Below are 14017 nucleotides of genomic sequence, written 5' to 3' on the forward strand. Positions count from 1 at the left end.
CCGGTTCGTGCAGGACTGACGAGTACCGGGCGATCCGAAATGTCGCCGCCTCGCGTCCTGGGTGGCGAGGTCGAATTGTTCTGTGACTACATCGATGTGGTGCGTTTCGCCCGACTCGTGGAGACCTGACCCGCACCGGGCGGTCGCTGCGAAAATATCGTCGCACCGCCCGGGTTCCGGCTGCTAGCCTGCGCCGATGGTGAATCCTTATCCACAGGTGTACTTCGGGGACCGGATCGTTGACGCGCAGGCGGCGTCGGTCGCTGTCGCATCGTCGGCGGTGCTGTACGGCCTGAGTGTGTACACAGTGTTCCCGGTGCATGTGGATGGATCGGCGCGCACCGCATTTCGACTCGACGACCATTTCCGGCGACTCGAGGAATCCTGCAAGATCATCGGCATCGATCGGTTCGCGGCCGAATGGGACTTCACGCGATTCCGTACCGCGGTCATCGATCTGATCGCCGCCAATTCGCCGACCGAGGATGTATTCGTCCGTGCGACAGTGCATGTCGTCGAATCGATTCCTGGCACCCGAGTTCGTGGGTGCGCGATTCAGGTCAGCATTTTCGTCTACGAGGCGGTGCCGATCGTGCCCCAGGACGGTATGCGCCTGAAATCCAGTCCGTGGCGGCGCATTCCGGACAATGCGATTCCCTCGCGGGCAAAAGTCAATGGCGCGTACGTCAATTCGGTGCTGGCCAAACAGGATGCGATCGACAGCGGTTACGACGACTGCATCTTCCTCGACGGCAACGGCCACGTCTGTGAACTCAGCGCCGCCAATATCTTCCTCGTCCGCAATGGCGCCCTGATCACCCCGGATGTGTCCTGCGACATCCTCGACGGCATCAACCGCCGCACCATCCTCACCCTCGCCGCCGAGGACGGCATCCCAGTAGTCGAGCGCACCATCGACCTCACCGAGCTCTACATCGCCGACGAGGTCTTCGTCACCGGCACCTCATCGGGCACCTCCCCCATCACCGAGGTAGACGGCCGCCTCATCGCCAACGGCCACCCCGGCCCCCTCACCCAAACCCTCCGCAAACGCCACACCGCCGCCCTCCGCACCGACACCCACCACGCCTGGCTCACCCCCCTGAGCTGATCTCCCGCATAAGCAGTAACCATCGCGCACAAGCTCTACCGTGTGCGAGGTAGCCACTCGATATGCGAGGAGGTCATATCCCTTGGGGGACGGCTGGGCTCGCGGCTCTGCCGACCCGCCTGGTCGCGGCGGGCTCTGTGGTTCGCTGGCTATTGCGTCAGCTGGATGTGTGGGTGGTCGGGCGATTCCGGGCAGGTGCGGATGATCAGGTTCCAGACATCGCCGATTGTGATCCAGCTCGGTCGCGCCGGGTCGGGGTACACGACGTAGTTGGCAGCATCACGATCGGGTCGTCGGGTATCGGGATACCCTCGTTGATCCGGTTGAAGGTCTCCCGCTGCTCGGCGGTCATTGCTCTGCCGTGGGTGGCGGCCAGGATCCTTCGCTCCAGCCTGGCGTCCGCCAGCGTCATGACCTTGTACCACTCCGCATGGAGGTCGTCGCAGTGCGGCCACGGCTTCGACGCCGGCCACAGCAGTGGCCCGCCAACCGAACTGTCCTGCGGCGAGGGGTTTCCGGGGCGCGGGTGCAGCCGGGTCGCGGTGCGCGCCAACGGCGCCAGAGCAGGGAAGACAGCCGCGACATCGACCGGCCGCGGCGGAGTGGTGCGAGTCATGCAAACCTTCGAGGACGCAGTAGCTTTCGACTTCCCGTGACGGCAGGCCCGCCACAGTCGGAGTTCCCAGGTTAGCCAAACCAGCTACCCCCGCTACCCTTCCCGCAACTGGGGACCTCCGGGTTCAGCTGAAACCGCCTGTCAGACGGTGTTTCCGGCCGCCCATGACGCGTGCCGATCCCGGGTCACCTCCCGCCCCCGCATACCGTCGAGATCCACGACGCCCAATACAGCGCCGGAACCGGTGGATGGTCGATGGCGACGCGGGTGAATCCTTACAACCGCTCCAAGGCGGCGATGGCGCCGAGGAAGAGTTCGACATTGTCGTGTACGAATTTGTCGCGGGGATAGGGCAGGGCCTGCTGGATCCATGCGGTGACGGTGTCGCCGAACGCGCCGACCAGAAACCGTGCGGTGAGGTCGATGGCGGGGTCGTCCGGATCACGATCGGGAACCAGGCGCGACAGGATACCACCGAAGGCGCGCGAGACGTCCTCCGAGCGCGCCAGTCGCCGCTCGGCCACGGCCGGATGACCATATGCCTTGGTGGACAGGATCTTTCCCTTGGCCGGTGCGGCCAGGAAGAAATCGACCAGCGCTTCGACCACGGCAGTGACCGTCGCCCGGCGATCCGGTGCGGCACTCGCGGCCGCCTCGCCGACCGTGTTCGACAGTTGACGGAAGGCCAGTTCGAACGCGGCTCCGATCAGATCGTCGAGATCGGTGAAACTCTCGTAGACGAACCGGGTGGACAGCCCGGCCTCCTTGGCGACCGTTCGGATCGTCAGACCGCCCGCACCCTCGGTTGCCATCACCTCGAATGCGGCCTCCAATAGCTGCTCACGCCGCGTCGCGCGACGTTGATCCGCCGAAACCCCGCCGTAGCTGCGCGCAGCCTGAACCATCCATCAATCTTGACACATTTGTTTCCTGAATCTAACGTCTATTCGAGAGACAATTGATTCCCAATTGAGGAGTTGGCATGACCGGACTCACCGACGCGTCCGATCCGACCGCGGCGCACGCCGATCTGCCCGGCCTGAACAAGGACTCGCTGACCGCCCGCCTCGCCGCGGACTGGCGGCTGATCATGCTCGCCCCGAGCGCACTGTTATTGCAGGTCGCGCATCCGGTAATCGGCTCGGGTGTGGCCGAACACTCCATCTTCGAAACCGATCCGATCGGCCGCTTCGACCGCTCCTACTGGCCCACCCTCGCCCTGGCCTTCTACGGCGACGACGCCGCCGCCTTCGGCCGCGATATCCGGGCCATGCACAAGCGCATCGGCGGCGTCGACCATGTCGGTCGGCGTTACCACGCCTGGGAGCCCGAGGCCTACTTCTTCGTCCTCGCCACCGCGCACTGGGCCACCGAAATCGTCGCGACCCGTTTCGGATCCGGCCTCACCGCAGCGCAACGCGCCGAACTCTACGATGGCTGGCGGCACACCGCTTTACTGGCCGGACTCCCGGAACGCGCCGTGCCCAAGGACCTTTCGTCTTTCGAGACATGGTTCGACCAGGTCGTGCACGAGCGCCTCGAACACCACCCCTGCGTCGACGACGTGCTGGAAACAATGTCGCGGCCACCGGTGCCGCCGCCGATCCCGGCCTGGCTGTGGAAGCTGGTCATGTGGCGCATCGTCGGACCGCTCGCGGTCTGGGTGAACACCGGCGTGTTGCCGCCGATGGTGCGCGCCCGACTCGGCCTCGACTGGTCCGCGCGCGATGAGCAGTGGCTGTGCCGCTACGCCGCGGTGATCCGACTTGTCGCCCGGGTAGTGCCGCCGCCGCTGCGCACGATTACCCGCGTCGTCGCGCTGCGTCGAAAAGATCAGATCATGAACAATATTCGACGTGCCGCGGCAGCGCGAGAGTCGATCTCGGACCGCGCTGTGACCACGGACGCGCCGTCACCCGCACTGCAGTGAAAGGCGGAAGCATGAACAGCCTTCGACGTGCGACCGTTACGGGCCGTGATAAGTGCGCGGAAATCGCTGTGCGTCAGCGGAATCTCTGAATCGCGCCATGGTCGACGGCCGCTGTCGCGGTATATGGACCTGCTTCGGCTGCGGACTACGCGATCGCGCGGTCGACGCATCGCACTGCGTGTGACTCAGCGGATCCCCGGCGTGCGCGGATCCGGACCGAGGCAGACCAGAATGACGCATCCCGGTGCGGTATCCGCGAACGGTGGCGACAGCGGATAGTTCAGGCAGCTGAAGACATTGCAGCCCGGATAGGCGGCCGGTCCGACGCCGAAGACCGCGAGCAGGATATTCGTATCCACGAATCGGTTCGGATCCAAGACCAGCGGGGGCTCCACGTACGGACCCGGATCGGGCACCCGATGGTCCTGGAATGCCGCGAACAACCGGCGGAAGAATTCGTACGGCAATTCCGCGGTGTCCTGCACGCTCCCCAAAATGCCCTCGCCGCTGACATTTCCGAAGACGCCGGTCCACACCACCGTCAGATCCAGACTCGGCACGATGAAGATGTTCTGCATGCCGAGCCCGGCCATCGTGTACACATCGGCGGGCAGGTAGTCGGGGGTCTCCGCGCATCCCGGCCCGACCCAGAACAGATAGCCGTAGCACTTGTTCGCTGGCGACGGTTGGTGTGCCTTGCGCAGATACGTCTGGGAGACGAGTTGCTGTGCACCCCAGCGTCCGTTATTGCTCACCAGCAGACCGAGTTTGGCGAAATCGTTCGGGGGGATCAGCAGATGGGCGTATCCGTAGGTGTGCCCGGCGCGATCGCGCGCCCAGTAGTAGTCCCCGCGTTCGATGCCGAGCGGATCGAAAAGCTCACGCTGTGCGAACTGCTGCAGCGGCTCACCGACGGCCAATTCGATGACATACGAGAGCAGATCGACATTGCGCTGGCTGTAGCTGAATACCGCACCCGGCGGATGGTCCAGTGGCACTCCGAGCGCCTGTACCGCACTATTCGGATCGACCGGAATCACCCCGGTGACGCCCTCGGTGAGCACACCGACCTTCATCCCGGAGGTCTCGGTGAGCAGATTCTCGACGGTGATCGACCGATGCTGATCATCGCCGAGCCCCGGCGGCAGATACTGGCCGATCGGCGCGTCGAGATCCAGTTTGCCCTGATCCCACGCAATTCCGGCGAGCAGCGAAACAACGCTCTTGGTGGCGCTCCAGATATTCCAGGCGACATTCCCGGTCTGCGCATTGGTAGGGCCCTCGCCGACCAGGCAATTGTGCCGGAAGACCTGCACATTCAGTCGATTGCGCCCACTCGCGAATGCCATTGCCTGCGCCAGCGGTTCCGAATCCAACCCGACCTGCTCCGGCGCCGCCCGCTCCAACTCCCGCCCGGACGACATCCCACACGTCACCTGAGCATCCGTCTGCGCCTGCGCCCCGCCCGCGAAAACACCCCCCGCCACCAGCGATACCGCCGCAATTCCGGCCAGGAATCCGTAGATGCGCCCCATGCGCATGAGGCTATCGCGCCAACCCCCTGCCACATCGTGCAACAGGCGGATGTGCTGGCGATTGCCTCCCGCCCCCACCGCATTCCCGACGCCCGCCTGCGGCGGTCATACAGTGCGACCTCAGCTACTCCCACAATCGAGTGCCGCGAGATCGCGCGCGCCGCGCCTCGGGTGACACCATGGCCGATGTCCGCTCTGCCCGAGGGCACGGCTGGTCCGAACGGCGATTCCCTTCGGCCTGCCCTGGGTTCCCGCTGATGCTCCCCTTTCGGCGGTCATACCGTGCGACATCGGCCGCTGTTCCAGCCGGGCGCCGTGAATGGCGCGGGCTGAGTCGTGTCTCAGGTGAGGCCACCGCCGATTTTCGTCACGTCGAGGGCACTGCCGGTCCGAATGGCGCCGGGAATCAACTCCTCGCGGCGCTTTAGTCGCGTGCGGACCAACTGCGTGCGGCGTACCAACAGCCGCCGACGGCGAGGGCCGCGAGCCCGGCCAGTACGGAGCCGACGGGCAATGACAGCCCGACGACCACGCATCCGGCCGCACCGGCGATCGGCACCCAGCGTGCCGGACGATCCTCCGCCGCGGTCAATGTCGCGGCCGAGACATTGGCGATCAGGTAGTACACGAGCACTGTGAACGATGAAAAGCCGATGGCCGCACGCAGATCGAAGGTTCCGGCCACTGCCGCAACCACCGCGCCGACCGCCAATTCCGCCCGATGCGGGATGCCGAAGCGGGGATGCACCGCGGCCAGCGCGCCCGGCAGATGGCGGTCGCGCGCCATTGCGAGCACTGTGCGCGAGACCCCGAGAATCAGTGCGAGCAGGGATCCGGCGGCCGCGAGTACCGCGCCGATCCGGATAACCGGTGCCAGACCCGGCACTCCGGCAGTCGAGACGACCCTGGCCAGCGGGTCGATCGCGTGCGCGAGACCCGCGGATCCGAGTACCGCCAGCGTCGTCACCGCAACCAGCGCATATACCGTGAGCGCGAGCCCGAGCGCGATCATGATGGCGCGCGGAATCGTGCGCCGGGGGTCGCGCACCTCCTCGCCGAGGGTGGCGATGCGGGCATATCCCGCGAAGGCGAAGAACAGCAATCCCGCCGCCTCCAATACCCGGCGCGGCCCGATCCGGTCCGGCAGAGCCGTTGCGGCGCAATGGCTTCCGAACAGTCCCACCCCGATCACCACCGCGAGCACGGACAGCACTGCCGCGACGATGAGCCGGGTGGCCAGCGCCGATTTCTGCACCCCGGTGTAGTTGATCGCGGTGATCGCGACCACCGCCGCGATCGCGACGACCCGCGAATGTTCCGGCCACGCATAGCCGCCGACCGTCAGCGCCATTGCCGCACACGAGGCGGTCTTGCCCGCGACGAACCCCCACCCGGCGAGATATCCCCAGAACGCACCCAGGCGCTCGCGTCCGTAAACATAGGTGCCGCCCGACACGGGATACCGCGCCGCCAGCCGCGCCGAGGACGTCGCATTGCAATACGCGAGCAGCGCGGCAACCGCCAACGCGAGCAGCAGCCAACTGCCCGCCGCTGCCGCCGCGGGAGCGAGCGCCGCGAAGATGCCAGCGCCGACCATCGATCCGAGCCCGATGATCACCGAATCGGTGAGCCCGAGCCTGCGCTGGAGCGCATCGCCGTGCGTTGCCATGGCTGCATCATCGGCCACAGCGCCGCGAACCACGAATCGGGCCGCCCGGGAAATGCGAAACGCCGCCAGGAACAGGGGTCACCTGGCGGCGCTGAGCCAACGGACGCCACGCCAGCGTCACGACTCCGGTGCCGACGTCCCACAAGCGCCTCTCGGCGAGTGGTCGCTCGAAGCGACAAATGGGGTGAGGCCCGGGGCTGTCCGGACGCCGACAGTGCTGATCAACCACCCACCGTCCCGACTTATTCCGCGTGACCGAATGTGAACTAGATCACAATGCAATGTTCGGGTGCAGGACCCGCTTCGCCACACCCAACTGCACCTCCCCGGATCGCGGCGCCTCCCTCGGCGTGCAGAACATCTGGCAGGCGACGGGTGCGGTGCTGCTCGTCGGAACCCCCAGCGGCGCATCCTGTGCGGGCGTCACCGCGCCCACACCACTGCCCATGATGAACAGCAATACCGCTATCGCCATAGCGACCATCGCCATGATCGCGTACCCCAGGCGCAGGGCAATACTTCCGCCGATCGGAATTCCGATGGCCAATGGACCGAGCATGATGAACATCGCCGGTTCCCCCTTCCTTCGTGTCGACACCGAATGTCCGCGTCGAGTCATTCCATGGTGGCAATGCGATCCGGTGCGTCGCGATCCCAGCCGACATGCGCATTTCTTCGGCTTCGAGCATCGCTTGACCTGCCGAAACAGTGCTGGTACCCAGGAAATATCGCAACGTCGCCCCGATTTTCCGGCGCCGGGGGCCAGGTTCGCCTGCGGGCGGTGCGTCGGGAGTCACCGCGCCGGGGGGAATTTCGCTCGGAGGTACTCGGCGATGCGAGATGGCAACGGATTCGGCGCGGATGATCGCCGCGCACTACGGGAACGACTGATCGCACTCGGACTGACCGATAAGCAACTGCTCGAACCGATGGCCATCGAGTTGCGCCAGCGCGGCTGCCGCCCGCGCACGGCGTGGCGGCATGCCAATGACTTCACTCAGGCGGCGGTCGCCGATCGGTACAACGAGATCGTCGGCGACCAGGCGGCCATGCGGTCGAGCCGGATCTCCGAACGAGGCATGGCCCAGCGGCAGAACGAGGCCGAGCACCGGCAAGCCCGCCGGGATGCGTCCGACCATGGCGGTGCTGAAACACCTAGCGACCCCGACATTCCGAAGAGCGAACTGCACGAACGCGTCGTCGGCCATGTGCAGGGTCGGGTCTCATCGGTGCATGTGATCGATGGTCCGCCGGGAGTGGGCAAAACGGTGCTGGCCAGATATGCGGTGGCCGCCTTCGCCAGGCACTATCCGGACGGCACCATCTGGATCGATATGCACGGCCACACCGTGGACCGCGAACCCCGCGAACCTGCCGATGTGCTCGAACGGCTGCTACTGGAAATCGGCGTGCCGCCGGAGTCGATCGAGGCGGATCCGGCCCTGCGCGCGGACCAGTGGCGCACTACATTCTCGGCGAATCGGCTGCCGAGGGCATTCTCGATCGGTTCACCACCGAGGGGGAATCGCTGCTGGCCGCCTATGAGGGTTCCTATCAGCGCATGCGTGATCCGCTGCAACGCAGGGCCTTGCGCGTGCTCGGCTGGTATCCGGGTGCCGAGATCACCGCCGACACCATAACCATGCTGGCCGCCGTGCCGAACAATCAGGCAAAAGCCTTGTTGCGCGAGCTGTTCGAGGCGGGCTTTCTGGACTATTCGCGCTCCCGGCGCACCGGCGGCCGCCGCTATCGGCTGCACGATCTGACCCGATTGTTCGCGAGATTGCATGCCGAACAGGAGGATTCGGCATCAGACCACGCGGTCGTCGTCGCGTGTTTGGTCGTGGGCAATCTGGCGATCGCCCGCCGAATGGGTCGACCGGGACCCTTGGGGCCGGGCAATAGGCACGCGCACTCGGAGGATATGTACGCCTCCGCCGAATTCGCGCAGGTCGACGAATGGCTCATCGCGGAACGCGAAAACCTGCTCGCCATAATCGACGCCGCGAGCCCGACCGCCGAAACCGCGGAACTGGCGCGACTGCTCGCCCCCGCACTGTGGGGTCTGGGCTGGTGGTCGGACGCCCATCGGCTCTACGACCGCGCGCTACAGGCCGCCCGCCATATCGGCGATCAGCGCGCCGAAGCGTACGCGCTGCTGGAACTGGGGCGGATCGATCAGATCGGCGGCTTCTATGGTGCGGCCCGAACCGGATTCCGGTTGGCCCGCCGGATCGCGGTGGCGGTGGGTGATCCACGGTGTCAGGCCGAGGCGCTGTGCGAACTCGGCCAAACCGCCTGGCGCATCGGCGATCACGGTGACGCCGAACGTTTCTACACCAAGGCGCTGCGGATGGCCTGCGATATCGACTATCCCCCCGCCGAATGCGATGCCCGCAATGGCCTCGGCCACGTCGAACGGCTGGCCTGCAATTACGCGGCCGCCACGGAGCATTTCAGGAGGTCATGGGCCATTGCCATCGGTGCCGGCGACCGCGCCCGCGCGGCATCGGCGCTGTGGGGACATGCCGAAGTCGTCCGGCGGCTCGGCGATAACGGCACCGCCCGGCAGAACTACACCGACGCACTGCGCACCGCACGTCAGATCAACCACCCGAAGATCGAGGGCGATGCCCTGCGCGGCCTCGCTCATGTCGCCCGGCTGGCCGAGGACTGGGACAGCGCGCGCCGCTACTACGAGGACGCACTCGAGATCGCCTGCCATATCCGCGATCGGCACGGCGAGGTCTGGTCGCTGTGGGGACTCGGGCACGTCCAACGCAATGCGGGCAGGTTCGAGGAAGCGCGCCAGCGGTTTTCCGATGCCTACGACATCGCGATCGAGATCAATCTCGCGCTCGCTCAGGAGGAGATCCTGCGCGGGATCGGGCATCTCGAACGGCAGTTGGGGAACTACGACGCCGCTCGCCGCCGCTACGTCGACTCATTGCGCGACGCGGATCGGATCAACAACCGGCACGGCCGCGCCGATGTGCTGCGCAGTCTGGGGCATGTCGCCGCTGACACCGGATACCTATCGGAAGCCTGCACCGCCTTGGCGGAGGCGGGTGGCATCTACGAGAGCATCGGCGTTCCGCTGGCGGATCGGGTGCGCGCCGAAATGCGCGCCATGGGCTGCCCGCCACCTAATCTTTAAGAGATCATTTTCTTGACTTATTCAAGAAAAGCGATAACCATCGGTTCCATGCACACCAACGCCACCGATCCGCAGGCACAGCTGCGCGCGGCAGGCCTGCGGGTCACGGCCGCGCGGGTCGCGGTGCTGAACGCGGTCGCGGCCCGTCCGCATTCGGAGGCCGATCGAGTGGCCGCCGCCGTCCGGGAGAAATTGGGTTCGGTATCCACGCAGGCCGTCTACGACGTGCTTCGGGCCTGCGTGCATGCCGGAATCCTGCGGCGCATCGAGCCGGCCGGTTCGCCCGCGCGCTACGAGACCCGGACCGGGGACAACCATCACCATCTGGTGTGCCGAAGCTGCGGCACGGTCGTGGACATCGACTGTGTCGTGGGCAGTGCCCCCTGTCTGGAACCCGAGGACGCCAACGGGTTCGTCATCGACGAGGCAGAGGTCGTCTTCTGGGGACTGTGCCCGAATTGCCGTACGAGCTGAGGAGGCTGCATTGACCACGCCGACAACCACGAATGCCGGAACGCCGGTCCAGAGCGATAACGAATCGCTCACCGCGGGCACACAGGGCCCGATCCTGCTGCACGACCACTACCTCATCGAGAAGTTGGCCCAGTTCAACCGGGAGCGCGTGCCGGAGCGCATCGTGCACGCCAAGGGCGCCGGCGCCTTCGGCGAGCTGGTAGTGACCAACGATGTCAGCCGCTACACCAAGGCCGAGCTGTTCCAGCCGGGTGCCCGGACCGAATCGCTGGTCCGGTTCTCCACCGTCGCTGGCGAGCAGGGCAGCCCGGACACCTGGCGTGATCCGCGCGGTTTCGCGGTGAAGTTCTACACCGCGGACGGCAACTACGACCTCGTCGGCAACAACACCCCGATCTTCTTCATCAAGGATCCGATCAAATTCCCCGACTTCATCCGTTCGCAGAAGCGCCTGCCCGGCAGCGGACTCCGCGACAACAACATGCAGTGGGACTTCTGGACCCTGCGTCCGGAGACCGCCCACCAGGTGACCTGGCTGATGGGTGACCGCGGCATCCCGAAGACCTATCGGCATATGAACGGCTACGGCTCGCACACCTATCAGTGGATCAATGCCGACGGTGCGCGCTTCTGGGTGAAATACCACTTCAAGACCGATCAGGGCATCGACTACCTGACCCAGGCCGAGGCCGACCGCCTCGCCGGTGCCGACGGCGACTACCACCGCCGTGATCTGTACGAGGCCATCGAGCGCGGTGAGTTCCCGAGCTGGACGCTGCATGTGCAGGTCATGCCGGTCGCCGAGGCCGAGGGCTATCGCTTCAACCCGTTCGACCTGACCAAGGTGTGGTCGCATCGGGACTACCCGCTGATCGAGGTCGGCAAGTGGACGCTGAACCGCAATCCTGGCAACTACTTCGTCGATATCGAGCAGGCCGCCTTCGAACCCTCGAATGTCGTTCCCGGCATCGGCTTCTCGCCCGACAAGATGCTGCTCGGCCGGGTATTCGCCTACGCGGACGCGCACCGCTACCGCATCGGCACCAACTACGCGCAGCTGCCGCCGAACCGGGCCAGGGCCGCCGAGGTGAACTCCTACTCCAAGGAGGGCGCCATGCGCTACGACTACAACGACGCGAAGGTGCCCGTCTACGCGCCTAATTCGTTCGGCGGCCCGCATGCCGACCCCGAGCAGGCGCCCGATGGCGGCATCTGGGAGTTCGACCCCACCACTGGGGGACGGCAGTCGGCGGAGCCGACGGGGCGGGTGAGCGCCGTTCGCGCGGGGTATATCGAGCACGCCGAAGACGGCGACTTCACCCAGGCGGGCACCCTGGTGCGTGAGGTTCTCGACGACGACCAGCGGGATCGCTTGGTGGCCAATATCGTTGGGCACGTGCTCGGCGGCGTGCGCGAGCCCGTACTGTCCCGTGTCTTCGAGTACTGGAAGAACGTGGACCAAGAGCTCGGCAAGCGCATCGAGGAAGGTGTCCGCGCCGGACTCGAGGGCTGACCTGCCCGAGCCGCGGCAGCCGGTACGCGGTCGCTGACGAGCGTTGGCGAAAACAGCTCCGCCCCTGACCATTTCGGTCGGAGGCGGAGCCGTTTCGTTATAGAGGGGCAGGATTCGACGGGCCCCAGGCTTCGGAACTACAACAGGCCCCACCAATAAAGCAGGGTGGCCAGCACCCAGACAATCACGGTCTCCATCGCCGCTCCAATCTCCTTTGCACCCTCATTCCCATCATCCGCCGATTCGCGCCGACGTGCTGCAAACTTGTCGGGATCCCGTGTAAATAGCGCCTCTACCTGCGGTTTTTCATCTGCAAGGTCTTCTTAAGTGCCCAACAAGCCCGCGGCGGCATTGTTTGTGTCAACACCGGCGGTACTAAGCCACCACCGGGGGTGGGGAACCGGGCTCGACCTGTTCACGAGGGGTAACAGGTCGCGTCACGGGGGTAGCGCCAGCCGGGTCGGTCCACGAGGGGTGACCGGCCCGGCTGGAGCTTTATCGGGGGCAACCACTTCGGATGGCTCTTCCCGGAGCTGACCGGCGAACCTGCGCTCGCCGCTGCCGAAGGTAACCATTCGGTGCACGCCCAGATCCCATCCACAGATATGGGCCGGGCCGGTTCACGAGGGGGATCGGCCCGGCCGGGCGGTTGGAACTCCGCCTCGGGTCCGCACAATGTCGCGGCAAACGCGAGGACCGGCACCGTGGCGCACGGTGCCGGTCTCGGCGAAGCGCGGCGTTCAGCCGACGGTCTGAACCGAGTAATCGGGCAGGTCGTAGCTTTCGGTCTTGGTGAGCATCTTCATCATCAGCGGCTTCATGACCTTGGTGGTCATCAGCTTGCTGACGAACAGGCCAGCGCGGATGCCGAACTTGGACTGCGGCGTCATGGACCGCAGGCCGCCGGGCGGCAGTTCCTGGGCGGTGGCCACGAACGGGCGCAGCACCTCTTCGTAGCGAGCCAGCGCCTGCGTGGGATCGGTTGCGTGCGCGGCGATTTCACCGGCCAGCACGTAGGCGCCGACCAGCGCCATGGCGGTGCCCTGCCCGGTGAGCGGCGAACCGCAGTAGCCCGCGTCGCCCAGCAGCACCACCCGGCCCTCGGACCAGTTCGGGACGTCGATGCGGGCCAGTTCGTCGAAGTAGAAGTCATTCGCCTCGGCCATGGCGTCACAGACGGTGCTCGCGATCGTGCCGCCGTCGGCCAGCCGCTCGCGAATGAGCTGCTGCTGTGCCGCGACATCGCGGCGCAGTGCCGGATTCGCCGCATCACGAATGACCACGAGCGCCTTGCAGGTGGCCGGATCGGCATCCGGGCGCAGTCCGACACCCGTCGCGCCGACCAGCGAGTTCATCGCGATCCAGTGCGGCTCCGCGTACGCGGGCGTGGGTAGCGTGAAGAAGGACATGTAGCCGCCGAGGTAGGTGGAGTACTGCTCCTCCGGTCCGAAGACCAGGCGCCGGGTCGCGGAATGCAGTCCGTCCGCACCGATGACGATGTCGAACCGCTCGGTGGTGCCGGAGGCGAAGGTGACCTCCGCGCCCGCGTCGTCCTGGCTGATCTCGGTGACCCATTCGCCATAGCGGTAGTCCACTCCGCCCGCCTCGGCGAGCAGATCGAGCAGCACCTGGTTCAGATCGCCGCGGGTGATCTCGATCTCGGCGACCGTCCCCTTGCCCTCGAAGACCTCCGCGGGCATGCGCAGCAGCTCCTTGCCCTCGCTGTCCACGAAGACCATGCCGCGCTCATCCAGTTGGGACTTGCGGATTCCGGGCATCAGCCCCATCCGCTCCGCCACCTCGACGCTCGGGCCGCGCAGATCGACGGCCTGCCCGCCCGGGCGCGGCTCGGCGGCACGCTCGACCACGGTCGCCCGGATCCCGGCCCGCAGCAGCTGCAGGGCAACGGCATTGCCGCCGATCCCGCCGCCGCACACGAGGATCCGAGGCTGGGTGGTGGCGGAGTGGTTGGTGCTCATGGTCTGTTCCTCACTGACTCGTTTGTCTTGCAC

At 66.1% G+C, this 14017-nt stretch carries 12 protein-coding genes; 6 read left to right on the forward strand and 6 right to left on the reverse strand.

What is annotated here, in order from left to right:
• Positions 1–196: 196 nt before the first annotated feature.
• A complete protein-coding gene (locus ACQP0C_RS02150) occupies positions 197–1111 on the forward strand; it encodes an aminotransferase class IV (protein ID WP_433730043.1) in 915 nt (304 codons plus the stop codon).
• 205 nt (positions 1112–1316) lie between these two features.
• Here ACQP0C_RS02150 and ACQP0C_RS02155 read toward each other — a convergent pair whose 3' ends face one another.
• The gene (locus tag ACQP0C_RS02155; protein WP_433730045.1) at positions 1317–1727 is read right to left on the reverse strand and encodes a hypothetical protein; all 411 of its coding nucleotides are present in this window, start codon (positions 1725–1727) and stop codon (positions 1317–1319) included.
• Positions 1728–2002: 275 nt separating this feature from the next.
• The gene (locus ACQP0C_RS02160) at positions 2003–2632 is read right to left on the reverse strand and encodes a TetR/AcrR family transcriptional regulator (RefSeq protein ID WP_433730047.1); all 630 of its coding nucleotides are present in this window, start codon (positions 2630–2632) and stop codon (positions 2003–2005) included.
• A gap of 77 nt (positions 2633–2709) precedes the next feature.
• Between ACQP0C_RS02160 and ACQP0C_RS02165 the strand changes: the two genes are divergently transcribed.
• Entirely contained in the window at positions 2710–3657 is a 948-nt protein-coding gene (locus ACQP0C_RS02165; protein ID WP_433730049.1) for an oxygenase MpaB family protein, read from the forward strand.
• 185 nt (positions 3658–3842) lie between these two features.
• On the opposite strand, the gene ACQP0C_RS02170 is transcribed toward ACQP0C_RS02165, so the two are convergent.
• The 3 genes from ACQP0C_RS02170 to ACQP0C_RS02180 form a co-directional block, all read right to left on the reverse strand.
• Positions 3843–5192: a serine hydrolase domain-containing protein gene (locus tag ACQP0C_RS02170; protein WP_433730051.1), complete on the reverse strand. Its 1350-nt coding sequence runs from the start codon at positions 5190–5192 to the stop codon at positions 3843–3845.
• 424 nt (positions 5193–5616) lie between these two features.
• Positions 5617–6861, reverse strand: coding sequence for an APC family permease (locus ACQP0C_RS02175; protein ID WP_433730052.1), 1245 nt, complete (start codon positions 6859–6861; stop codon positions 5617–5619).
• Between the two features lie 271 nt (positions 6862–7132).
• A complete protein-coding gene (locus ACQP0C_RS02180; protein WP_433730054.1) occupies positions 7133–7429 on the reverse strand; it encodes a hypothetical protein in 297 nt (98 codons plus the stop codon).
• Between the two features lie 265 nt (positions 7430–7694).
• On the opposite strand from ACQP0C_RS02180, the gene ACQP0C_RS02185 reads away from it, so the two are divergent.
• The 4 genes from ACQP0C_RS02185 to ACQP0C_RS02200 all read left to right on the forward strand — a co-directional run bounded on the left by ACQP0C_RS02185 (position 7695) and on the right by ACQP0C_RS02200 (position 12005).
• Positions 7695–8501, forward strand: a complete 807-nt coding sequence (locus ACQP0C_RS02185; RefSeq protein WP_433730056.1) for a hypothetical protein — start codon at positions 7695–7697, stop codon at positions 8499–8501.
• A gap of 284 nt (positions 8502–8785) precedes the next feature.
• Positions 8786–10018: a tetratricopeptide repeat protein gene (locus ACQP0C_RS02190; RefSeq protein ID WP_433734396.1), complete on the forward strand. Its 1233-nt coding sequence runs from the start codon at positions 8786–8788 to the stop codon at positions 10016–10018.
• A 48-nt stretch (positions 10019–10066) separates the two neighbouring features.
• Positions 10067–10492: a Fur family transcriptional regulator gene (locus ACQP0C_RS02195; protein ID WP_433730058.1), complete on the forward strand. Its 426-nt coding sequence runs from the start codon at positions 10067–10069 to the stop codon at positions 10490–10492.
• A 10-nt stretch (positions 10493–10502) separates the two neighbouring features.
• The gene (locus tag ACQP0C_RS02200; protein WP_433730060.1) at positions 10503–12005 is read left to right on the forward strand and encodes a catalase; all 1503 of its coding nucleotides are present in this window, start codon (positions 10503–10505) and stop codon (positions 12003–12005) included.
• 740 nt (positions 12006–12745) lie between these two features.
• Here the strand turns inward: ACQP0C_RS02200 and ACQP0C_RS02205 are convergent.
• Positions 12746–13984: an FAD-dependent monooxygenase gene (locus ACQP0C_RS02205; protein WP_433730062.1), complete on the reverse strand. Its 1239-nt coding sequence runs from the start codon at positions 13982–13984 to the stop codon at positions 12746–12748.
• Positions 13985–14017 lie beyond the last annotated feature (33 nt).

The sequence above is a fragment of the Nocardia sp. CA-129566 genome (genome assembly GCF_050956075.1).
Classification (GTDB): Bacteria; Actinomycetota; Actinomycetes; order Mycobacteriales; family Mycobacteriaceae; genus Nocardia.